26 protein-coding genes and 1 pseudogene are annotated in these 22,937 nt (G+C 36.5%); 17 read left to right on the top strand and 10 right to left on the bottom strand.

Annotation, left to right across the window (positions count from 1 at the left end; genetic code table 11):
• The first annotated feature begins 27 nt into the window (after window positions 1-27).
• The 7 genes from glpO (at window position 28) to guaA (ending at window position 7,335) form a co-directional block, all read left to right on the top strand.
• Window positions 28-1,857: a type 1 glycerol-3-phosphate oxidase gene (gene glpO, locus ACFP65_RS01600; RefSeq protein WP_379915282.1), complete on the top strand. Its 1,830-nt coding sequence runs from the start codon at window positions 28-30 to the stop codon at window positions 1,855-1,857.
• 5 nt (window positions 1,858-1,862) lie between these two features.
• The gene (locus ACFP65_RS01595) at window positions 1,863-2,579 is read left to right on the top strand and encodes an MIP/aquaporin family protein (protein ID WP_379915280.1); all 717 of its coding nucleotides are present in this window, start codon (window positions 1,863-1,865) and stop codon (window positions 2,577-2,579) included.
• A 296-nt stretch (window positions 2,580-2,875) separates the two neighbouring features.
• A complete protein-coding gene (locus ACFP65_RS01590) occupies window positions 2,876-3,160 on the top strand; it encodes a hypothetical protein (protein ID WP_379915278.1) in 285 nt (94 codons plus the stop codon).
• Window positions 3,161-3,374: 214 nt separating this feature from the next.
• Window positions 3,375-4,157 carry a glutathione-dependent disulfide-bond oxidoreductase gene (yghU, locus tag ACFP65_RS01585; RefSeq protein WP_379915276.1) on the top strand — a complete coding sequence of 261 codons (783 nt, stop codon included), beginning with the start codon at window positions 3,375-3,377 and terminating at the stop codon, window positions 4,155-4,157.
• Between the two features lie 199 nt (window positions 4,158-4,356).
• A complete protein-coding gene (locus tag ACFP65_RS01580; protein WP_379915273.1) occupies window positions 4,357-5,292 on the top strand; it encodes a nuclease-related domain-containing protein in 936 nt (311 codons plus the stop codon).
• Window positions 5,293-5,309: 17 nt separating this feature from the next.
• The gene (locus ACFP65_RS01575) at window positions 5,310-5,414 is read left to right on the top strand and encodes an HRDC domain-containing protein (protein ID WP_379915272.1); all 105 of its coding nucleotides are present in this window, start codon (window positions 5,310-5,312) and stop codon (window positions 5,412-5,414) included.
• A 400-nt stretch (window positions 5,415-5,814) separates the two neighbouring features.
• Window positions 5,815-7,335 carry a glutamine-hydrolyzing GMP synthase gene (gene guaA, locus ACFP65_RS01570; protein ID WP_379915416.1) on the top strand — a complete coding sequence of 507 codons (1,521 nt, stop codon included), beginning with the start codon at window positions 5,815-5,817 and terminating at the stop codon, window positions 7,333-7,335.
• A gap of 518 nt (window positions 7,336-7,853) precedes the next feature.
• On the opposite strand, the gene ACFP65_RS01565 is transcribed toward guaA, so the two are convergent.
• Entirely contained in the window at window positions 7,854-9,086 is a 1,233-nt protein-coding gene (locus ACFP65_RS01565) for a hypothetical protein (RefSeq protein WP_379915270.1), read from the bottom strand.
• 123 nt (window positions 9,087-9,209) lie between these two features.
• A complete protein-coding gene (locus ACFP65_RS01560) occupies window positions 9,210-10,238 on the bottom strand; it encodes a serine hydrolase domain-containing protein (protein WP_379915268.1) in 1,029 nt (342 codons plus the stop codon).
• A gap of 261 nt (window positions 10,239-10,499) precedes the next feature.
• Here ACFP65_RS01560 and ACFP65_RS01555 point away from each other — a divergent pair, with 261 nt between their 5' ends.
• Genes ACFP65_RS01555 through ACFP65_RS01545 form a run of 3 tightly spaced genes read left to right on the top strand, consistent with a single transcriptional unit; the run spans window position 10,500 to window position 11,471 of the window.
• The gene (locus tag ACFP65_RS01555) at window positions 10,500-10,727 is read left to right on the top strand and encodes a hypothetical protein (RefSeq protein WP_379915266.1); all 228 of its coding nucleotides are present in this window, start codon (window positions 10,500-10,502) and stop codon (window positions 10,725-10,727) included.
• Window positions 10,728-10,742: 15 nt separating this feature from the next.
• Window positions 10,743-10,961: a hypothetical protein gene (locus ACFP65_RS01550; RefSeq protein WP_379915264.1), complete on the top strand. Its 219-nt coding sequence runs from the start codon at window positions 10,743-10,745 to the stop codon at window positions 10,959-10,961.
• Window positions 10,962-10,991: 30 nt separating this feature from the next.
• Window positions 10,992-11,471, top strand: a complete 480-nt coding sequence (locus ACFP65_RS01545; RefSeq protein ID WP_379915262.1) for a DUF1772 domain-containing protein — start codon at window positions 10,992-10,994, stop codon at window positions 11,469-11,471.
• A 62-nt stretch (window positions 11,472-11,533) separates the two neighbouring features.
• On the opposite strand, the gene ACFP65_RS01540 is transcribed toward ACFP65_RS01545, so the two are convergent.
• Both ACFP65_RS01540 and ACFP65_RS01535 read right to left on the bottom strand, forming a co-directional pair.
• Entirely contained in the window at window positions 11,534-12,073 is a 540-nt protein-coding gene (locus ACFP65_RS01540; RefSeq protein WP_379915260.1) for a DUF2812 domain-containing protein, read from the bottom strand.
• Entirely contained in the window at window positions 12,073-12,390 is a 318-nt protein-coding gene (locus tag ACFP65_RS01535; protein ID WP_225743267.1) for a PadR family transcriptional regulator, read from the bottom strand. Before ACFP65_RS01535 ends, ACFP65_RS01540 begins: the two co-directional genes overlap by 1 nt.
• Before the next feature lie 292 nt (window positions 12,391-12,682).
• On the opposite strand from ACFP65_RS01535, the gene ACFP65_RS01530 reads away from it, so the two are divergent.
• Window positions 12,683-12,982 carry a hypothetical protein gene (locus ACFP65_RS01530; RefSeq protein WP_379915258.1) on the top strand — a complete coding sequence of 100 codons (300 nt, stop codon included), beginning with the start codon at window positions 12,683-12,685 and terminating at the stop codon, window positions 12,980-12,982.
• A gap of 92 nt (window positions 12,983-13,074) precedes the next feature.
• Here ACFP65_RS01530 and ACFP65_RS01525 read toward each other — a convergent pair whose 3' ends face one another.
• The 4 genes from ACFP65_RS01525 to ACFP65_RS01510 form a co-directional block, all read right to left on the bottom strand.
• Window positions 13,075-13,872: a MetQ/NlpA family ABC transporter substrate-binding protein gene (locus tag ACFP65_RS01525; protein WP_379915256.1), complete on the bottom strand. Its 798-nt coding sequence runs from the start codon at window positions 13,870-13,872 to the stop codon at window positions 13,075-13,077.
• A gap of 52 nt (window positions 13,873-13,924) precedes the next feature.
• Entirely contained in the window at window positions 13,925-14,605 is a 681-nt protein-coding gene (locus tag ACFP65_RS01520) for a methionine ABC transporter permease (protein WP_379915415.1), read from the bottom strand.
• A gap of 30 nt (window positions 14,606-14,635) precedes the next feature.
• Window positions 14,636-15,724: a methionine ABC transporter ATP-binding protein gene (locus ACFP65_RS01515; RefSeq protein ID WP_379915254.1), complete on the bottom strand. Its 1,089-nt coding sequence runs from the start codon at window positions 15,722-15,724 to the stop codon at window positions 14,636-14,638.
• Between the two features lie 824 nt (window positions 15,725-16,548).
• Entirely contained in the window at window positions 16,549-16,998 is a 450-nt protein-coding gene (locus tag ACFP65_RS01510) for a hypothetical protein (RefSeq protein WP_379915252.1), read from the bottom strand.
• Between the two features lie 232 nt (window positions 16,999-17,230).
• On the opposite strand from ACFP65_RS01510, the gene ACFP65_RS01505 reads away from it, so the two are divergent.
• From ACFP65_RS01505 to ACFP65_RS01495, 3 genes are all read left to right on the top strand, one after another.
• Window positions 17,231-17,947 (top strand): YjjG family noncanonical pyrimidine nucleotidase, encoded by a 717-nt coding sequence (locus ACFP65_RS01505; RefSeq protein ID WP_379915250.1) that lies wholly within the window; start codon window positions 17,231-17,233, stop codon window positions 17,945-17,947.
• 55 nt (window positions 17,948-18,002) lie between these two features.
• On the top strand, window positions 18,003-18,194 hold the full coding sequence (locus ACFP65_RS01500; RefSeq protein ID WP_379915248.1) for a hypothetical protein: 192 nt from the start codon (window positions 18,003-18,005) through the stop codon (window positions 18,192-18,194).
• A gap of 64 nt (window positions 18,195-18,258) precedes the next feature.
• On the top strand, window positions 18,259-18,459 hold the full coding sequence (locus ACFP65_RS01495; RefSeq protein WP_379915246.1) for a hypothetical protein: 201 nt from the start codon (window positions 18,259-18,261) through the stop codon (window positions 18,457-18,459).
• A 92-nt stretch (window positions 18,460-18,551) separates the two neighbouring features.
• On the opposite strand, the pseudogene ACFP65_RS01490 reads toward ACFP65_RS01495, so the two are convergent.
• Window positions 18,552-18,737: pseudogene (locus tag ACFP65_RS01490) on the bottom strand (GNAT family N-acetyltransferase); the annotation flags it as partial.
• Between the two features lie 140 nt (window positions 18,738-18,877).
• On the opposite strand from ACFP65_RS01490, the gene ACFP65_RS01485 reads away from it, so the two are divergent.
• The gene (locus ACFP65_RS01485; RefSeq protein ID WP_379915244.1) at window positions 18,878-19,294 is read left to right on the top strand and encodes a hypothetical protein; all 417 of its coding nucleotides are present in this window, start codon (window positions 18,878-18,880) and stop codon (window positions 19,292-19,294) included.
• A 125-nt stretch (window positions 19,295-19,419) separates the two neighbouring features.
• Here the strand turns inward: ACFP65_RS01485 and ACFP65_RS01480 are convergent, their stop codons facing one another.
• A complete protein-coding gene (locus tag ACFP65_RS01480; RefSeq protein ID WP_379915242.1) occupies window positions 19,420-20,367 on the bottom strand; it encodes a UbiA family prenyltransferase in 948 nt (315 codons plus the stop codon).
• 140 nt (window positions 20,368-20,507) lie between these two features.
• Here ACFP65_RS01480 and ACFP65_RS01475 point away from each other — a divergent pair, with 140 nt between their 5' ends.
• The gene (locus ACFP65_RS01475; protein ID WP_379915240.1) at window positions 20,508-21,755 is read left to right on the top strand and encodes an NAD(P)/FAD-dependent oxidoreductase; all 1,248 of its coding nucleotides are present in this window, start codon (window positions 20,508-20,510) and stop codon (window positions 21,753-21,755) included.
• 75 nt (window positions 21,756-21,830) lie between these two features.
• Window positions 21,831-22,802: a polyprenyl synthetase family protein gene (locus ACFP65_RS01470; protein ID WP_379915238.1), complete on the top strand. Its 972-nt coding sequence runs from the start codon at window positions 21,831-21,833 to the stop codon at window positions 22,800-22,802.
• The last annotated feature ends 135 nt before the right edge of the window (window positions 22,803-22,937 follow it).

The following is a 22,937-nucleotide window of genomic DNA, read 5'->3' as shown; positions in this document are numbered from 1 at the left end:
GGAAGAGCAGTACAGGAGGAAGAAATTATGGTTTTCTCAATTGAAAGAAGAAAGCAAGACATTAAAGCTTTAAAAGAAGAAACACTAGATGTACTCATTATTGGTGGCGGGATTACAGGTGCGGGGTCTGCTTTGCAGGCCAGTGCTTCCGGTCTTAAAACCGGACTTGTAGAAATGCAGGATTTTGCGGAAGGAACCTCTTCTCGTTCAACAAAACTTGTACACGGTGGCTTACGCTACTTGAAAAACTTCGACGTTGAAGTGGTAGCGGACACGGTACAAGAACGTGCGGTTGTTCAAGGAATTGCACCGCATATTCCAAAAGCGGATCCAATGATTCTACCAATATATGACGAACCAAACTCAACGTTTTCAATGTTTTCATTGAAAGTTGCAATGGATCTATATGATCGCTTAGCGAACGTTACAGGCACGAAATACGCTAACTATACACTAACAAAAGAAGAAGTTCTAGAACGTGAACCACAACTGAAGAGCGAAGGCTTATTAGGTGCTGGTGTATACTTGGACTACCGTAACAACGATGCGCGTTTAGTTATTGAAAATATCAAACGTGCCGCTGAAGACGGTGGACACATGGTTAGTCGGATGAAAGTTGTGAGCATTACCCACGACGAAAACGGCAAAGCAAATGGTGCAAAAGTAGAAGATCTATTAACCGGTGAAACATTCAGCATCAAAGCCCGTGTTGTGATGAATACGACTGGTCCATGGTCAGATACGATTCGTCAGATGGATGACAAGCTAGACGTTGCGCCACAAATGCGTCCTACAAAAGGGGTCCATTTAGTAGTAGACAACGAAAAATTGTTTGTTCCTCAACCAACTTACTTTGACACAGGTAAACAAGACGGCCGTATGGTCTTTGTGATTCCTCGTGAAGAAAAAACGTATTTTGGAACAACCGACACAGACTACAAAGGCGACTTCTCAAATCCACAAGTGGAACAAGAAGATGTGGATTACTTGTTAGAAATCGTGAATGGTCGTTACCCATCAGCGAATATCACACTAGATGATATTGAATCAAGTTGGGCAGGTCTACGTCCACTGATCGCGACAAATGGTGGTTCTGACTATAACGGTTTAAGTAACAAGACCGTTACAGATGAAAGCTTTGACGAAGTGATCTCTATCGTTGAACAATACCAACAAGGTAAAGTGGAACGTTATGAAGTTGCGGACGTACTCAAAAATATCGAAAGCAACAGTCCAGAAGCAGAAGAAAGTCCTTCTAAATTATCTCGCGGAAGCTCACTCGAGACAGATGAAGATGGTTTAGTAACTGTAGCCGGTGGTAAAATCACAGACTACCGTAAAATGGCTCTTGGCGCGATTAAATTGGTTATTGAAATCTTGGATAGAGATTTCGGAAAATCATATGAATTAATCGATTCTGAGAAATATGCAGTATCTGGCGGGGACATCGATCCTCAAAAAGTAGACGAAGCAACAGAAGCTTTAGCAAAAGAAGGTATAGAAAAAGGCTTAAGTGAATCTGAAGCAACTTACTTGGCTAATCTTTATGGATCAAACACGCCTAAAGTTTATGCACTACTTGATGAAGTTGAACAAGTAGAAGGCTTAACGATGGCAGACTCAATCAGTCTACGTTATGCAATGCAAGAAGAAATGGCTTTAACACCAAGTGACTTCTTGATTCGCCGTACCAATCATATGTTGTTTATGCGCGACACATTAGACAGCATTATCGAACCAGTGATCTCTGAAATGGCTCGCTATAATGAATGGTCAGATGAAGCAAGAGCACACTATACAGAAGAATTAGAAAAAGCAATTGCTGAATCTGATTTAAAAACATTAAAGGGAGTCTGAGTTAGATGAGTGGAGATATGTTAACAATTTTTAGTGAATTTTTAGGAACAATGTTTTTGATTTTACTAGGTGATGGTGTAGTAGCTGCCGTTAGTTTGAAAAAAAGTAAAGCTGAAGGCGCTGGATGGGTTGCCATCACAATGGGATGGGGAGCAGCAGTAACCATGGCTGTTTACATTGCAGGGTTTATGGGACCTGCTCACTTGAACCCTGCTGTAACACTAGGTATGGCCATTATTGGAGATTTCGAATGGGCAATGGTAGTACCGTTCATTATCGCTCAAGTAGCTGGAGGTATTGCCGGAGCAGTTCTAGTATGGTTGACTTATCTAGCACACTTCAGAATCACTACTGATCAAGGCGCAATTTTAGGTACATTTGCAACAGGTGCTGAAATCGAAGATACTACAAGCAACATTCTTTCAGAAGTGATCGGTACATTCGTACTTGTATTTGGTCTAATGATGTTTGGACAAAATACCTTTACTGAAGGGTTGAACCCACTTGTTGTTGGGGTACTGATCCTTTCAATTGGTCTTTCACTAGGTGGATCAACAGGATATGCAATCAACCCTGCTCGTGACTTGGGTCCAAGAATTGCACACCAATTCTTGCCAATCGCGAACAAAGGTGGTTCTAACTGGGGATATGCTTGGATCCCAGTTGTCGCTCCAATGATCGGTGCAGTTCTTGCAGGATTGCTTTACTTGGTTATCGTTTAATTTAGTCCCCTTTATGCGCTTCACAAGTGAGTCGAAAGACTCACCTGTGAAGCGTTTTTAATTTGTTTAGAATACATAAAAAAGCTTTAGGGCTATAGTAAAATTTAAAAACTACACGATATAATACATTTGAATTATATAGCATAGATTACGATGCTAGCAGTGAGGAGATCAATAGGGTTGTCGACTTTGTTCAGAATGCAGAAGTAGTCAGTAGATTCAAAGGTTATATCTCATAAGGTAAGAGCTAAAGGTAACAAGTATCCAACTATATAAACAAGAAAGAAGGATAATTTATGAAGTTTGATTCCAAAGAATTTAATAAGCTATTGGACGTGACCTTAATTATCTCGGTTTTATGTATATTAATAGGCTTTTTCCTATGGATGATATTTGTACCTATACCAGATATTGAGTTATCATCTGCTGAAGAGTTGAGAGTAGCTCATCGGGAAGCAGCATTAAACTATCCATTAGGAAGATTTCTTCTGTATGTCGGATGGACTGGGTTAAGCTTATGGGCGGCTGGATTTATAGCAAGATTAGTTCAAAAAATAAAAATGAAAAAGCAAAAAAAATAAGTTTTATTGTATTTGGTGAAATATACTTTATAAAAGTATTCTACAATGATGTACATAGAACTTAACCAGAATAATCTTTGCTATGTATTTCTAGTACGTTGTAAATGATTAAAAGTAATACAAAAACTCTTAGAACATTTCAAGAGCAAATGCAATTCTTGTTAAAAAAAAGATTAGTCAGTATACTGAGAGTAAATGATAAGGAGTGGATAACATGTCAAACTATGAAATTCCAGAAGTATGGGAATGGGAACCAGACGAAAAAAGCAAGACAGGTAACCAGCCTACAGCCGGAAGCCGATTCGAACAAAAACTACCAGTAGGAGATCAACCTCTACAAGTATATTCTCTTGGTACTCCAAATGGCGTAAAAGTAGCGATCATGCTTGAAGAAATAAAAGAAGCCGGCGTTGAAAATGCTGGATATGATTTATATAAAATCAATATCATGAAAGGTGACCAATTCGGAAGTGACTTCGTTAATATCAATCCGAACTCTAAAATTCCAGCAATGATGGATCATTCAGAAAAAGAACCGATTCGTGTATTTGAATCTGTATCAATCTTACTTTATTTAGCTGAAAAATTTGAGACATTCATGCCAACGTCACTTGCTGAGCGCACAGAACTGATGAACTGGTTGTTCTGGCAAACAGGAGCGGCACCATTCTTAGGTGGCGGTTTTGGACATTTCTACAACTATGCACCAACAGCACAAGAATACCCAATCAACCGTTACACAATGGAAGCGAAACGTCAGCTAGATCTTTTAGACAAACGTTTAGCAGACAATGCGTACATCAACGGTGACGAGTATGGAATTGCAGATATGGCAATCTGGCCATGGTATGGTCGTTTAGTTCAAGGCGAACTGTATGGCGAAGCGGACAAATTCTTGAAAGCTGACGAATATACAAACTTAAAAGCATGGGCAGACAAGATTCTTGAAAGACCAGCTGTTAAACGTGCGCTTGAAGTAGAGTACAAAGAAATCTAAAACTAAATATATACATTTAGCCCAAAAACTAGACACTCAAAAAAGGAGTGATTTGGTTTTTGGGTTATTTTTTATTTAATTAGATGAACTGTGTTACTGAAAAGACTGTTTTAACCGATAGTGTAATAGTATGATACAATTTAATATGAAAACGGACTAATTTAAAACATTTTTATTATAACAAAGGAGAATTTATTTAATGAGTTTTTTCAATAGACTGAAAGAGCCAGTCTTTCTTAAAGAGAATAGCAATACTCAAGACCAGCTAACTCTCTTAAAAGAACTAGAACCGTCTCTTAATGCGGAAGGCGTTAAATTATTAAGACAAGATATAAGGAATCTAGAGTATGGAATGATAGGGGAAAAGAGTATAGAATATGAGCTGAAAAATAGCCATATGCCGATGTATATCTTACATGATGTCTATTTAGAAGATGGAGATTTAAGTGTTCAGATTGATTATCTGGTCTTTACAAAGAAGCTATGTTTCGTGATAGAAAGTAAAAATCTATATGGGAATATCGAAATCAATCATGCTGGAGATTTTGTAAGGACAATAGAATTTAAAGGACGTAAAAAGAAAGAAGGCATTTATTCACCAATCACTCAAAATCAGCGTCATATGGATTTGATGAAAAAATTGAGGATAAACAATAGAAACAATTTCTTGACGAAGTTTCTTACAAAAAGAAATTTTGAAGAAGGTACTAAATCCATAGTCGTGCTTTCAAATCCTAAAACTGTATTGAATGCCAGATATGCTAAAAAAGAAGTGAAAGAAAAAGTGATCCGCGCTGATCAACTTGTCAAATACATAACGGATGCTCATAAACAATCTAGTTTGCCCGCGCTGTCTGATAAGAATTTACTGCAGTGGGCAGAATTTTATAAGACATTACATAAGGAAAGCGTAAAGGATTATACTAAGAAGTACGAAGCTTATAAAGTGAATACATATCACCAAAACATCAAGAAAGTCAGTAGTCAAGAGCCTATAGACAAATCTATGCCTAAAGTACAAAGAACAACGCCAGTAAATAATTCAGATTTATATGAAGAATTGAAAACGTATCGTTTAAATAAAAGTCGTGAAGAAAACTTTAAGGCATACACTATTTTACGAATAAGCAGTTAGATGCCTTAGTTGAAAAGATGCCCACAACCAAAGATGGCCTTTTAGCTGTAGAAGGCTTCGGAGAAACTAAAGCCAATAAATACGGGCTTGATATTATAAGAATGATTCGAAAGTACGTTTAAAAAGTAAGTTTTAGTTTCTTATATTAAGTTAACGTTCATTCGGTTGGGTAGATGATCAAAAGTCAGAATTTCCTTGTTCGCTAATTGAATACGGTTTAGCGAGTTTGGAAATATGGGTATTATTCGTGTTTTAGAATGAACTTATTCTTTTTATAAGTGTGATGTACGTATTTTAATAGCTTTTCTCGAAGACAGTCATTTTATAGATGACTGTCTTTTCTTTAATTTTAGAAAGAAAACGGTGAAAAAGTGAAATTATGGTACATAAAAGCGAACAATCGTGATACACTATATAAAATCATGTTGTACCCAGTCGGGAACACATTATACTAGATAAGAAAAATTTAAAAGTAGAGGTGCAGTCTTAGTGAGTGAATCAATTGCGCAACAAGTGGAAAAAATGGCCGTACTGGACTTTGGGAGCCAGTTCAACCAATTAATTACGCGTCGTATTAGAGAGTTTGGCGTCTTCTCAGAGCTTTTACCCCATACGGTTTCAGCACAAGAATTAAAAGATTCAAACGTAAAAGGCATTATTTTCTCTGGTGGACCAATGAGTGTCTATGATGAAGAAGCTTTTTCAATTGATCCAGAGATTTTTGAATTGGGTATTCCGATTTTTGGGATTTGTTACGGGATGCAACTGATGGCGCACAAACTAGGTGGGAAAGTTGAACCGGCTGGTACTCGTGAGTACGGTAAGGCAACTCTTGAAATCAAGAACCGCTCAGCAGAGCTTTTCACAACTCTTGAACAAGAAGAGACCGTTTGGATGAGTCACGGAGACTATGTAACAGAACTTCCAGAGGGATTCGAAACGACAGCGGTGAATCCACATTGTCCAATCGCCGCAATCGAAAACAAGGCAAAGAACTTCCATGCTGTTCAATTTCACCCAGAAGTGCGTCACACAGAGCATGGAAATGAAATCCTACGTAACTTCGCATTTAACGTATGTGGTTTTGAAGGCAACTGGGATATGGGTCAATTTATCGATTTAGAAGTGGATAAGATTCGTGAGCAGGTTGGCGACCGTAAAGTGTTGCTTGGGCTTTCAGGTGGGGTAGATTCGAGTGTTACGGGTGTGCTGCTGAACAAAGCGATTGGTGACCAGCTAGTATGTATCTTTGTGGATCACGGCTTGTTGCGTAAAGATGAAGGCGATCAAGTGATGGGTAGTCTAGAGAATAAATTTGGACTGAACGTGATTCGAGTGGATGCTAAGGACCGCTTTATGAGCAAATTGGCAGGTGTGAGCGATCCTGAGCAGAAACGTAAAATCATCGGAAATGAATTTATTGAAGTCTTTAATGATGAAGCAACAAAACTAGAAGGCATCGATTTTCTGGCTCAAGGTACATTGTATACAGATGTGATTGAAAGTGGCACAGCGACTGCTCAAACGATCAAATCACACCATAATGTTGGTGGGCTGCCAGAAGATATGCAATTTGAATTGATTGAACCAATGAACACGCTGTTTAAGGATGAAGTGCGTGCGCTTGGAGAAGAGTTAGGTATGCCATCAAGTTTAGTATGGCGTCAACCCTTCCCAGGACCAGGACTTGCGATTCGTGTACTTGGTGAAGTCACAGAAGAAAAACTAGAAGTGGTTCGTGAAAGTGATGCGATCTTGCGTGAAGAAATCGCAAATGCAGGACTTGACCGCGATGTATGGCAATACTTCACTGTCTTACCAGGCTTCAAATCAGTAGGCGTTATGGGAGACGGCAGAACGTATGACTATACAATCGGTATCCGTGCCGTAACGTCAATCGACGGTATGACATCAGACTGGGCAAGAATTCCATTCGACGTACTAGAAAAAATCTCAACAAGAATTGTAAACGAAGTGGATCACATTAACAGAGTAGTGTATGACATTACGAGTAAGCCACCTGCTACAATTGAGTGGGAATAATGTAAAATTGATTTGATAAAGTTTCCTTCTGCATTTTTACTGATGGTTCGGAACTGAAGACCGTATAATTTCAAAATTAAGAGAGTATATTTTATAAAAAATATGCTCTCTTTTTTTGTTTAAATTACTAATACTTAGGGAGGATAGGGTACGTAAATTGAGTATAACCATATAATAGGAAAGTGAGGTTAAAGAACATAAAAAATTCATTTTTAAGTTAAACTATAGGGTAAGATATATTGTTGACGAAACCTTTTTTATTCTCAATACTTATATGAAGTAGATTACAATATAACGTTTACTTTCAAAAACACTTAGGCTTGAGATATAAAATAAGTCAACATTTGAATAACTAATGAGGGCTAAAAAGAACTACTTTTAGATTCTAACTTTTGACTAGAAAAATCCGCTCTTTATTTGATATTATCTAGAACTATCTTTCTACAAAGATAGAAGAGGTATTGGATTGTTCTTAACTTATTTGTGAAATTCACTGTACTCCATATAAGTTTCAAATTCTAATAAAAAATAGAACTTTCTCTATTTACAGACTCTTGATTAAACTTTTCTCTATGGAATTCCAAATCGATTTTTTTGTAATCATTATATGTTTCAAAACTTAATCCGATGTAATATATTAGGGATAAGAAAACAGAAGCATTACCTGCGTAGTTACCAGTTTGAATAGTCCAGTATATATCTTTTCTATCTATAAAAACATTAGCAACTTTCTTATATAAATTAAACTGACTTTCAGTTAAAACAAACCATTCTTTAGACAATATTCGGAGTTGACTAATACTCACCTTTGTTTCTTCCTTATCCCAATCTTCTAAATGTTCATCTTCAATAGCTTTTATTATTCTTCCAATAAAATTACTTAAAATATCTGCTATTCGTACTCCTACAAAATCTTCTGATTCTACACCTTTCACTTTGTTGAAATTAAGTTTTTGAGCTGCTGCCACTGTTTCCTTTTCATTATCAATAAATAATAAAACTGACTTTTGTTTTATATTTAATTCATCTAATAATAGGGAAATTCCTTCAATAGATCTAGAATAATCCCAATGATATTTTTGGTTTGTCTGAATAGTAAGACGGCTATTTTTTAGAATCGTTTTTATTTCTTTAATTGCACGAACTTCTTCAGTCTTTCGAGGAACATCTTTAATATGATTCAGTACTTCATCAAGCAAAGAAAAAATCACATCAATCGCTTGTCTAGAAGTTGCTGTATCGTCAAACAATAATGAAATTAATCTCTTATTTTTGTACTGATTCATAAATTTGATGATAGAATACATGAAATTTTCTCTATTTGCCATTTCATATAATTGAACATCCTTTAGTATTGAATTGATTAGTAGTTCAAATTTGTTCATTATCGATATTTGGATTATAAAATTCATATCTATAATATCAAAAAAATCTGTATATATTGTGATTGCATCCTTATTGAAACTATGAATTCCATATTTAAAATTCTTTTTTTTAATTGTAGTACCTTTAAATTCTTTTTCAAACTGAATACCTAGTAAACTTTTCGTACGTTCTTCGAAAGCAAGGTAATTCTTTAAATAATGGTCAACCTGATGTTCTTTAAAACCTATTGCTACGGATATAAAATTATCAGCTTGCTCATCATTCTCAATATTTAACTCACCTTTTATTTTTTTGTTTTCAGTAAGTTTTCTATCGTGAAAAGCTTCATCATAATAAAAATGGTACTTTTTTTTTCTTTTTACCATGTTATGTCCTCCAATATAATTTTTATCAATAACTATTAATTTGTCTAACAGTTACTATAATAAATATCCATATGTATATAAGCTGAAGTCGGATTTTAAACCGACTTCAGCCATTTAACTATTTTACTCTTGGTTTAGCAATGCTTGTTCTACTATATACTGTAAGTCAAATGCACCTGAAGATTTGTTTGAACAAACAATAATAGATAGATTTTCATTTGGATAATAAACAGAGTGATAATTAACTCCTGGATCATATCCTAACTGAGCGTACTTGATAACTTCTTGATCGTTAACTTTCATAAAACCACCGTAACCATAATAAAAGTCATCTTCTTCATGTACTTGTGGTTTCAATAAAGTGTCTGTCATAGTCTTTGTAAGCAATTGATGATTCATTAATGCTTTCCAGAAGCGTTCCATATCTTCTACAGAAACATAGGCGCCACCGTCTGAACCGCCTTTGGCTGGTATAGAGAAAATATTTGATTTCCACGTTCCATCTTCTTCCTCTACATAACCAGTTGCTACATTAGCCTGCAGCTTATCTAGTGAAAAATACCCTGAATCATTCATTCCGGCAACTTCAAATACATGTTTTTCGACATAATCAGAAAAAATCATACCACTAACTGCCTCGATAATTAATCCTAAAAGTACGTATCCAGTATTATTATAATTAAAGTCACTACCGACTTTGTCGACCATCTTCTCATATTGAAACATCGGTAAAAAATCTTTTAGATTTCTTATATGATACATCGGTCGATCAATCCACAATTCTTCAAAATCATCCATCACGTCTTCATCAAAGTAATCAGGAACACCTGAAGTATGAGTCAGTAAATGATGAACCGTAATACTCGGATCGAAATGCGGAAAATCGATAGAGAGACAATCACGGAGTTTAGTATCAAAAGTCAGTTTACCTTGTTCCACCAACTGACAAATCGAAATAGCTGTAAAGATTTTACATCCTGAAGCAATACCGAACCGGGTATATGCTTTATTAGGGATTTTTTCAGCCATATTAGCATAACCATACTGACGGGAAATGATGCACTCCCCATTTTGGATTACTCTAATATTTCCAAAAAAACCGAGTTCTTCTTGTTTAGCATTTAACTGTTCTACGATTAATTGTGTATTCATTTTTGTTTCCTCCTAATTGTAAGTTACTAGTAAACATAAAAGTAAATTACATTAGGCTTAACCTTTTCACATCATGAAACGAAACATAGTCATCCCCTCCTAATAAGCATAGTATAACAATAGTTTTCTACTTTTGTAAAACGGTTTCTTATTACTCAGTAAGCGGATTGTTCTCGTTTTAAATATAAGAGAATAGTTGACCAATCTATTATAATAGTAGATACTTTTAATCATAAAGAAATAAAAGAAGGAGAGTATAACATGGATAAAGTCAGTGTAACACTATTTTATAACGATAGCTTTCCAAAAAAACATAAAATGTCTAACGAAGAAGCGGTAGACCTAATTCAAACAATCAAAGAAGAAGTACAGGAATTTATCATTAAAGAAGAGACATATAAAACGAAAGATTTAAGTTCAATTTCATTTTCAGATGTGGATTATAATGGGGAGGTACAATCGATTGCAATCCCATTGAAGGAACGGTAAAAGGAGAGCTTACTGATGGAAAACATTGATGTTACTCTAACTTACAAAGATAACTTTCCAGAAGAATATATGATATCTAACGAAGAAGCGGTAGAGCTCATTAATATCATCAAAAAAGGACCTGAGGAGTTTACTATTAAAGGAGACACCTATAGAGTAGTAGAGTTGGGCGGAATCGTATTTCCAGATGTGGATTATGAGGGACAGATGCAGACGATTGGTATTCAATTCTAAGAAGACTCAACACAATAAAGGAGCATCATCATGGATGACATAGTAAATAGTCTACTGTTTTTTTCGCTAATTGGTTCGGGCTTAATCGCAGGGATGTTTTTTGCTTTTTCAAACTTTATCATGAAGGCTTTTTCCAAGGTGTCTCATTCAAATGGGCTGGCTTCTATGCAGGAAATCAATAAGACCGTTTTGAATCCTTGGTTTTTCTTGTTCTTTTTAGGAACAGCTTTAACTAGTTTAGTGCTTGTGTTCTTATTTTTCTTTACTCCGTTGGTCACTTTATGGGGGCTTCTTGGAGCGGCATTTTATTTCTTTGGATGTTTTATGGTTACAGGAACCCGGAATGTACCGCTCAATAATGAACTAGCAAAAGTCGATGCTCAGGATAAGGAAAGCGAAGTATGGAGAAATTATCTTAAAACTTGGACTATATGGAATCACGTTAGAACGCTAAATAGTTTAGTAGCGATGATTTTATTCTTAATCAATCTGTTGTCTTCTATAAATTAAAACAAGTAAGCCCACTTAGGTTCATTAACTTAAATGGGCTTACTTTGCTTAAGGTATAAGCATTAACGCTTCATACGTTTAATCTTCATAGATAAGTTTAACCACAGTTTTACGTAAAGGATAATCGCGACACTGAACAGAATGACCATGGGAATACTAAGGAAAAGAATGCCTCTTGGTAACGTTGCAGAAAGGCTGAATGGAATCAGTATCATTAACATAAAACCATATAAAGTCCAACGGTAGCGTAATTTTTCAAAAAGAGCTATTTTAGATTCGTTATCTGTAAAAATTTCATTTACTTCGTTGTCTTGTGCAGTTTTTTTGAAGTAGCACCATTCACCGTCGAAAATGGTATATGTAGTTACAAGTGTCCAGCCGCTATCTTCAAACAATTGGATATAATCGTCTTTTTCATCTTTTTTTCCGTCAAAATAATCTATACGGTAATCAATATTTTCTTGTTCACTTTGCTCAAAGTGGTATTTTAATCCTTTATATTCAGTAAACTGCCAGCCTTTGAGTGCCATTTCTTTCAAGAATGCTTCTTCTTTTTCGTAGTTATCAACAGTAATAAATTTATAAACAGACTTTTTCATCATTAATCAATCCTCTCAGAATTTTTATAAAGTTCTTCAATACGGTTTTTTTCTAGTAGTAAAAATTTCTTTCCTGTTGGTGTAATTTGATAAATTTTTCGTTTGCCTTCTTCTTTAACAATGTCGATCAGACCATCTTTTTTCAGCTTGGACAAACTACCATATAATGTTCCGGCACCGAAGCTTAGACGGTTATTGGTCAGTTCTTCAACATCTTGCATAATGCCATATCCGTGTCTTTCTTCTTGCAAGGATAGCAGAACGTAAAAGGCCGTTTCTGTCATAGGGTTGTATACTTTGTGTAAATCTTCATCACTCATTTTGTATCGCACCTCGATATACTTTTATTTGAGATTAGTATATCGAGGTGCGATGTAAAAGTCAACAAAAAATAAAAATAAATTGAAACTTTTTTTAGCATAATTACAGCTACGGTGACTAAAAATAATGAGGTGGAAAAAGCAGAAGCAAGCACGTTTAAAGCGTATAATAGAAAATGAACAAAGGGACAGTACAAAAAATGGTCATGTTTCTTTATCCTTTGACCATTTCTATGTAAGCATGAACAGTCTAGTGGTAAAAGAACAAAATACTAATAAAAGAGGTGTTTTTATGAGTAATGAAGAATTCGACGTAGATGAATACGAAAAAGGAGCCGAATATGCTCCGCTACCATTGGAGGGCTTAATATATTATCTTAAACATGGAAGAGAAATAGAATTCAGTTACCAAGGTCAATCCTATTTTATTGACCATAGTCGAAAAGGGCGTACAGTATGGATTGATAAGACTGCAGTAAGTAAAACCTTTGAAAAGAATTTTGAAGATCATTTAAGCGAAATCTTCTTAAAAGGTAAAAGTCTCTCTGATATATTCAGAGATGAAGAAGGATTACTTGAATCTCTTTATTAATTGGAAATAACGGCTCAAAAAAGCCATCAAGTTTAGGACAAACAGTCCTTCATTTGATGGCTTTTAAAGTATCTTATAAGTTTACATAGTAACTATTCCCAAACAGGGATAGAAGAGTTTTGTGTCACTTCCGCGATGATTGCGGCAGTTTCATCTGTTTGATAAGCGTCTACGATTTTTTGGAACACTTCATTGTCGACTTCATCAGGACGAACAACGATTGCATTTGTATAAGGTTCTGATTCTTCATTTACGGGTTCCAAGAAGATGGCATCTTCAGAAGGAATGTATCCTGCATCTACAGCCATTCCAACATTGATCACCGCAGCGGCAGCGTCTGTTAGAGAACGTGCTGTCTGGTTTCCAGCAACTGTTACAATGTCTAGGTTCTGCGGATTTTCTATGATGTCATCAACGATAGGGTAATTGCCTTTTTCAGGATCAACCGTGATCAAACCAGCTGATTGCAAAAGAATCAACGCGCGTCCTTCATTGGATGCGTCATTTGGAATCACGATGGTGTCGCCATCTTGGATATCTTCCACTGAAGTCACTTCTTCAGAATAAATACCTAAAGGATTTAGTGTTGTATCCGCGATAGGGGTCAAATCATTGCCCGTATCTGCATTGAAATCTTCCAGGAATATAACCGTTTGAAATGCATTCAAATCAATATCACCATCTGCTAAAGCCACATTTGGTGTTTGATAGTCAGAAAAGGTAACGATTTCTAAATCAATATCTTGATCAGCCAAGCGGTCTCTAACGTCTTCCCAAGCTTCATTGTTTTCTCCAACGACACCCAGCTTAACGGTTTCTCCGTTACTTCCACACGCTGCCAATAATACTACACCTACAAAACTAAATAATGCCAATACAATCTTTTTCATCTTTTTTCCTCTTTTCAAATTTATAATTTTAGTCAATACAATAAATGTTTTTTTAATGAGCTGTTTTACGAATTAGGATGCGTCCAATCCATTGGGTGAAAAAGACAATTAATATAATAATTAGAGTAGAAACGATGGTCACATCAATTTGATATCGGTTATATCCTCTTGCAATCGCAAGATCTCCAAGACCACCACCCCCAACAACTCCAGCCATGGTTGTCAGTCCAATCAAATTGATGATTGAAACGGCTGATACACGAACAAGAGAAGGGAAGCCTTCTTTTAAATAAACGCCGAAAATAATTTCAAGTGGCGAGGAGCCCATTGATTCTGCGGCTTCCACAATACCAGGATCCACTTCAAGCAAAGCATTTTCCACTTGTCTAGAATAGAATGGAATAATTCCGATAACGATTGGAACGATTGCGGCAGTGGTTCCGATGGTTGTTCCAACGATGATCCGTGTAAAGGGCGCGAGTAGGGCCATCAAAATGATAAACGGAATCGAGCGTCCAGTATTAACGAATTGGTCTGAAACGTTATAAAACTTTGGCCGTTCTAAAATACCTTGTTTGTTTGTGACGACTAAAGTCACCCCGAAAATGATCCCAATTGTTCCGGCGATGACGGCGGCAATCAATGTCATATAGATGGTTTCCCAAGTACTTTCAAGAATACGGTCTTGAATACTCCAAGCGTTAGGTGCGATGCTTTCTAAAAATGCGGCTATCTGATTCATCTCTTTGCTCCTTTTTTATCCTTATAGTATGTGTTTTTCTCTGTTGATCGATACGACTTTTGGTTGATTGTTTAAGCGAATTTGTTCAAGTTGTTGGACTTTTACATCTTGTGATTTCAAATAGTGAATCGCTGATTTTCGTTGTGCGGTTGTTCCACTTAAAGTGACAATCAAGTTTCCGATCGGCGTATCATGAAGAATCTCGATATCTCCATAAAGAATATTTGTGGTCACAGTGAATTTGGAATAGAGACTCGAAATCAATGGACTATTGGTGCTTTCTCCTACAAAAGAGAGACGAACGATTGTGTCTTCTTCACTGATATTCAGTACAGAAGGGTGTTTAGCTAGTTTTGCTAGTGCCTGATCGATATGTGTTGCGGTATTGATAAATTCTTGTGTTAATGGTTCTTTTGGATCAGTAAAAATAGAAACCACATCACCTTGTTCAACAACGGCTCCATTTTCCATCACCGCGACTTTGTTACAAATTTCCTTGATGACTTCCATTTCATGGGTGATGATGACAATGGTTAGTCCAAGTTTTTCATTTAAATCTTTGACGAGTTCCAGAATCGATAGGGTTGTTTTTGGATCTAGTGCACTTGTTGCCTCATCACAAAGCAAAACTTCTGGATCATTTGCCAATGCTCGAGCAATCCCAACACGTTGTTTCTGCCCACCAGAAAGTTGAGAAGGATAGACATCTTGTTTATCAGCCAACCCTACGAGCTCTAGTAATTCTGTTACTTTGCGCTTCTTTTCTTCGGCCGGAAGCTTGCTTGAACGTAAAGCGTACAATACATTTCCTGCCACGGTGCGTGCATTCATCAAGTTAAAATGCTGGAAAATCATTCCGACCTTTTTGCGTGCTGTTCTTAATTCTTTTGGATTCAAATCCAGTAGATTTTGACCATTCACTTGAACCGTTCCGTTAGTAGGTCGCTGAAGTAAGTTGATGGTTCGAACGAGCGTACTTTTTCCAGCTCCTGAGTAACCGACGATTCCGTAAATATCTCCCTGATCAATCTTGAGAGAGACATTTCGAACGGCATGGATAATCTTTTTATCAGATTCAAATTGGACATCGACTTGATTGAGTTCGATCATAATTGTTTCCTCCTAGTAAGTTCTTGACTGATTGTCTATACAAAAAAAGCGCTCGTCCTGACCAGGTAGCGCATAAACCAGTTTTTGGCTTACGGCTACTTGATCAAAGGACGAACGCTATCTTCGTGGTACCACCTTTGTTTGTATTTTTCTCGCGAAAAATACCTCCAAGAGAAAAGGAGACTATTAACTCTCTTTCTCATGCACGTTAACGGGTGCGACCGTGATAGCCTAATCTAATCGTAGACTTGGTATCCCACATTCACTCTCTTGAATCAGGAGTGAGGGGAAGAGACCATATTCAATGTCTTGAGGTAAACCTGCTTTCACCATGCACAGGGTCTCTGTTGTTACCTTAGTTTCATTTACTCATCTCTTCAGTGTTTAAGTTTGTATGGATAAAAAAAGTCCTTGAAAGAAACTCGCTTATTGCGAACTTCCTTCAAGGACGAAAAGTCATCTCGTGTTACCACCTTGATTTACAATGGAATTGCTTCTCATTGTCTCTACCAGTACGACACGTCTCTTTCTTGTGTTTAATACTGTGACACTATAACGGGTGTGACCGTAATAAGCTTATTTTGAAACTCGCCTATTCAACGTTAGTCTGAGCTCGAATCGATCATCCAGACTTTTAAAGACCATTTTCCTATCTTTCCATCTTACCCTTTTTCACCAGACCGGGCTCTCTATGAAGACTTTCGAATAGTACTTATCTTTACGCATTTCGTTTTGTTAGTAGTTGTTGGTCATAACTATAGCAAGAGAGTATATAGTCTGTCAACACATTTTTTAATTTTTATTTAATGGAAAGCTCATAAAGATCAAACCTCTTCAGTTAAGCTGATATGAAGAACAGATACTTCTATAGAGTTAGAATCCTTTTGATTCGTTTCTTTAACTGTCCAGATTTTTCCAACAAGCTTAGTCAGCTGGTCTAATTGTGTAGGGGTTACAACTAACCCTTCAATCTTTCTTTCATAAGCTGTATAATCAGCGTCTTCATCAAATCCAAACTTCATATCCAATAATTTTTTCAAACCATAAAGGGTAAGGTAGCTGATGGCATAACCTTCTTCTACCGCTTCTTTATACAAAGTTTCTTTTCCCATAACGGCTTCATTTAATTCTGTATAATCATAAGAATGATCAACATTTTTGAATTGATTCACGGTGTGATTTTGGATAGCTTGCGCTAACTCTTTTTTCTCAACGCCTTTAGACAAAAGCGTTTCAATCATATAAGCATCCATAAGTGAAATAGTTGGTGTCATTTTAAAACTCCTCAGTAACAAATTATCGTTTTACTCGTTGTTTATTATAACAGGTTTAGAAGTAGGAATACATACACCGGTAAATGGGTTCTCGATTGAATTGTGTATTTAAAATAGCAAAAAGAATTAAAATTTGAAAATGAAAAAGGCATCCATTCATGATCTTTTCATAGACGGAAGCTCTTTTTTCGGTAAAATGTCTATAGAAGATTCATATAATGGAGGATGAAGCATGCAAAATAAAGATAATATGATTTTTGATTTAGATGATACCATTCTGGATTTTAAAAAAGGGGCGCAAGAAGGACTAGAAAAAATTTTAAAACAATATCCGGTCCCAGACGTACGGTTCGGTGAATGGTTGAAAGTATTCAATGCAGTCAATCGTGACGTATGGCGTGAAATTGAAGCAGGTGGTTCGCCCAAAGAATGGCTAGATACTCGGTTCGAAAAAACGTATCAGAAATTTAATATCAAACAAGATGGCGTATATCTGGAAAAAACGTATAGAAGCTTATTAGATGAGAACTTCTACTTGATTGAAGGGGCAGAAGCCTTACTAACCCATTTAAAAGATCAGGGAGTCAGATTAATCGCCGGTACAAATGGACAATCATCTACCCAACGCAAACGACTAAAGGGAACAGGACTTGACCAGATATTTGATAAAGAGATTATTTCAGATGAAATCGGTGTAGCTAAACCTAATCCACTTTTCTTCAAAGAATTGTTCGACCAAAATGAAGAAATTACGCCAGAAAACACTGTAATGATCGGTGATTCCCTCCGTTCTGATATTCAAGGAGCGATCAATGCAGGAATAACCAATATCTGGTTCAACCCTTTGAAACTAGATAACCAGACGAATATCAAACCCGACTATGAAGTGCATTCTTATGAAGCGCTTGAACAGTTACTAGTTGCGGATAGTCTTCAGTACACAAAATGATTGAAAAGGTGTAGACCGCACTCAGACTTTCGAAAAGTGAAGGAGGAATATCGAGATGAAACCAGAACCGAATGAAGATCGTGCCATTTATTTTCTAGCCTTTGGTCCGTTGATTGGAACTGTGCTCGGATTAGTCCTTCATCTATTTTTTCGAGATATTCCACTGATCGTATTTATGAGCATTGGACCCGGAATCGGCTTACTTGCCGGTACAACAGGTTACGCTATCTTCAAAAACAAAGATTAGACATGATGCTGTAAGATAGTAATGCGTTACTAAGAAAACCTACTTAATATGCGAAGGAGATTCTATGAAAAAGGTTAAAGAAAAAGTATTTAATATCGATAACTTGTATATGATTCCTTTGCTTCTCGTTTTTTACTTTGCCAGCGAAGGATATTTAGTGGCTAGAATTATCCAAGCGGTCATTTATACGATCTTGTTTTCTGTTCTATTATATGCCGGTTATCGATTCTTTAAAGCCTTGTATACAGCATTTTCTAGAAAATAAGATGTATGTCAGTGTATGTATGATTTAAAGATTTATAAGTAAACAAATAAACAGTCCTCTCGAATCCATTGATCCGAGAGGGCTGTTTCGTTTTATATACCAGCAAGTGTAGTCAATGTAGCTCCAGCTACTCGGTAAACCGTCCAGTCTTCCATAGGTTCTGCGCCTAGTGATCGATAAAAATCAATACTCGATTGGTTCCAGTCCAAACAAATCCATTCCATACGTCCGCATCCTCGTTCAATAGCGATTTGAGCTAGTCTTTTCAAAAGCCCCTTACCATAACCATGAAAAAAATATACGTCAGCTTATCAATCGAATCAATATCAAGAAAAATCATTAAATAGGACTTAGGTCGGATTTCTAAAATGTGAATCTTAGATACAATTAATACAAGAGTATAAAAGGAGGAATGACGATGAAATTTAAAGTAATAGGTTTATTGATTACGAGCATCAGCTTATTCGCTTGTAGTGAAGTGGAAGATGCCCTAGAATCTGAAGATAAAGCAGAATTTCAAATGGCAACAGGGAAAGAGGTTGGGAATACAAATTTACTACTAATCACTTCGGAAATACATAAAGAGGATAGTCAGCTTGAAGTTCTCGCAGAGGAGGTTGACGAGAGCAAAACATCTTACTTCTATGTAGCAAATGAAAAGGTTTTTGAAGAAAAAATTCAAAATGGGAAATCGTATAAATTAGATATTGAAGGAATTGAAGGCGCTCACACAGTTGACTATAATCCTAAGCTACAGTTTATTCAATATACTGATGATACAGAAGATGGAGAGATCTCTGCCTTCAAACAATTTAGATATAACGTAATAGAATAATAGATAATGAAAGTTATACCCACACTGTGTATAACTATGTGGATAAAACTGTGGAAATAGAATGTTAAAACCCCTGTCGCCCTAGAAAACCTTAATCTAGAGGGCGACAGGGGCTTTTTCTCTTGTTAAAAAGATGTCCACAGGATAGCAATAACGAAGAAAATGATTTCAACTAAAGTAAAGACCAAGAAAGATTTTACAGAAGTAATAAAGGTTTCACTTTTTACTTGCTTTTGATTGAAGAGCTTAACTTGCTGGTGTGCGAAAATCAGTGTTGGATAAATGAGCAACATAATCATTGGTAACCAGCCAAAAAGAATCGGTATAGCCAAAGCGACATAACTTCCATAGGTCAACCAATTGTAGAGTCGGATACTTTTCTCTTTACCAAGATGATAAACGAGGGTGAAACGGTGGTTATCCACATCTTGTTCGAGATCACAGATATTATTCGCTAAAACAATGTTAGAAATCAAAAGCACTTGCGGTAACGAAACAAATACGATGGCAAGGATCATCAGCCAATCTCCAAGTAAGAGGAAAGTGTTGTCTTGAAAGGTCAGGGATAAAATTAGTTCTTCTCTATAATTAACAAAAATGGAGATAAAGATAATCCCAAGTCCAAGTGGTGGACCAGAAAATAATTCACCTAAGGGCATTCTTGATAAGGCAATCGGTCCGTATGTATAGGTGACCGCAATTATTGCAGAAATAATACCAAGTGGTAGCAAGACCAAATCTGTGCGGGCGACAAGAATGAATCCTAATATAAAGTATAGAAGGAGCATACCGAAAATATAGTAGACAACCAGTTTTTCAGGAATATTTTCCCTACCTATGATATTGGATTCTCTTTCCAAAGAGTTCACAGAAGCAGTCTGATAATCAACCAGTACATTAATAGCAGTCGTAGTGAAATCAAGTAGGACAGTTGCAACGAAAAAAATCAGCGTATTTAATAGGTTAAACGAATTAAAATAATAAAGAGTATACAATACACCTATACAGACTGGCAGCATACTGGTAAATTTTGTTCGAATATCAACGAATCGCATAAATTGTGAGATAGACATAATTAAACTCCTTTTAAATAAAAAATGAACATCACTTACAAATTCTTAGTCTTAGACTTTCATCCTTTTCAACGGTATAATGATAACAACTGTTTTACATAAAATATACCATACGGAGTCAAAAAAGAGGAGAGATTCAATTGAAAGAGAAAACGATCATCATAATTGGCGCTGGGTTTTCTGGAGTTTTTACAGCTATGTATCTTTCCCGAAAACTAAGTGGAAACAATCATATCAAGATTAAATTAGTGAATAAAGATCCATATTTTACTTATAAAACCAGACTACATGAGGTCATTGGTGGTCGGATTCGTCCAGAAGAAGCTATACATGATTTGAAAATCTTGTTTAAGCCCTATAATAATGTGGATATTATTGTGGATGAAGTGAAAAGGATTGATGAACGTGAGCAATTTGTGATGACAAAGTCACAAAAAATTTCTTACGAGTATCTCGTTTTAGCAATGGGCGGAGAACCTAATGATTTTGGCATCGAAGGTGTCAGCGAATACGGCTTTACGATGTGGTCTTGGAAAGAAGCGGTTAGAATTCGAAAACATATTTTAACGATGGTCGAACAGGCTGCCAAAGAAACAGATCCTAAAAAGCGTCAGGCGATGCTGCATTTTGTGATCTGCGGCGGAGGTTTAACAGGTATTGAAATCATGGGGGAGCTTATAGAGTGGAAACCTCAGCTAGAAAAAAACTTTGGGTTACAAACAAACGAAATTTCTTTATCTTTAGTCGAAGCCTCTCCGACAATTCTACCGGTATTGCCTGAAAAAGAGTCACAGCGAGTAAAAACTTATTTTGCTGAAAATCAGGTGAACTTAATGACTGAAGCTTCGGTTTCGAAAGTGACCTTTGACTCGGTGGAAATCAGAGATCAAGAACCCCTTCAGACGTATTCATTGATTTGGACAGCTGGTGTGAAAGCTACATCTGACGTTGCAGATTTAGCAGCTGAATTTGGAAAAGCCGGGCGCCTAAAAACGCTTGGTACGATGTCTGCTCAAAATATGGAAAACATCTATGTAGTCGGAGATTTAGTTCATTATGAAGATAAATTGGGCAATCCTTTACCTCAAAATGCTCAAACAGCTGAGCAGACAGCTAAAACAGCAGCGGAGAATATCGCAGCTGAGCTTCTTTTAGAAATGAAGTCGACTCTGCATCAAAATAAACAAAAAGGCACGATTGTTTCAGTCGGAGCAAAATATGGTGTTGGCTATTTAATGGACCTGGTACACATTAAAGGACCGATTGCAGTAACGATGAAACATCTTGTAAATCTAATGACATGGGGACAAATGAAATCTATGTCTAATCTTAGTAAGTATTTGAAACAGGAAATGACTGCTTCGAAAAGTGATCGATACCTATCTTAAATAAAGTTCGATTTAAGAGTATTGCAAGAGAATACGCGTCTTTTAAATGACGATTAAGGCGGAATGAGAGTGAGCATGCACCCGTTATGGGATGAATATCCAGTGTTAAAAGAAGAGTTGAGTGAGACAAAAAAGCTGATTTATAATAAAATTTTTATTCGAAATAAGCAAGTCAATGATGCAGCAAAACATATTTTTGAAGCAAGTGGAAAAATGGTTCGTCCAGCATACGCTTTGTTGTTTTCCCGACTTGGACCAGATAGTCAGGCTGAAAGAGCAAAGGTGGTAGCAGCATCTATCGAAATCTTCCACAATGCTACATTACTGCATGATGATATTGTTGATGAAGGAGCGATTAGAAGAGGTAGTCCGACTATTCAGGCGGCTTACGGGAAGAAAGCGGCCGTATATGCAGGAGATTTCTTACTATCGATTTGTTTTAGAATCACCCATCCTTACCGAATTGAATTAGATGTTCAAGGCATACTGACGCGAGCAATGGAGCGTGTGATTGGAGGAGAACTCCACCAGTTGAATCAATCTTTCAATGAAGAAATCACGATGAGGCGATATCTAACACAAATACGTGGAAAAACAGCAGAACTATTTGCACTGTCCTGCTACGCTGGTGCAATGGAATCCGGAATGTCTGAAAAGGATCAGTGGGTCAGTTACCGTATTGGTGTTCAAGTTGGTATGGCTTTTCAGCTACTGGATGATTTATTAGAATACACTCAAGAAGAATCCTCTTGGGGAAAGTCTTTATTCCAAGATTTGTCTAATGGCGTTTATACGGCTCCGATCCTCTTTGCGATGGAAAAAGATCCAGAGTTTTTCAAAGCTCAGTTTGCTAAAGAATCCTATACACAAGAAGATTTATCGTTGATTCGAAAAGTTTTAACGGAAACGAAAGGGTTAGATGCAGCCCTTAAACTGGCAGAACGATATACAGACAAAGCACTAAAACTCATCCAACAGTTACCTGAAGAAGAAAGTAAAAAAGACATCGAACAATTAACCAGAACCCTACTGTCAAGAGACGTTTAATGGTATGATAAAAAGCATCTTCTAGTAAAATAGGTTCTATAATAAATAACGTTGGTGAGAATTCACCAACGTTATTTTTCTTTGCTTAAATTAGAAAACAAGTGAGTTCTCCTGTAGAATAATAGTCGACCAAAA

The sequence above is a fragment of the Marinilactibacillus sp. GCM10026970 genome (genome assembly GCF_042660675.1).
GTDB lineage: Bacteria > Bacillota > Bacilli > Lactobacillales > Carnobacteriaceae_A > Marinilactibacillus.
This window is presented reverse-complemented; position numbering and strand designations above follow the sequence as displayed.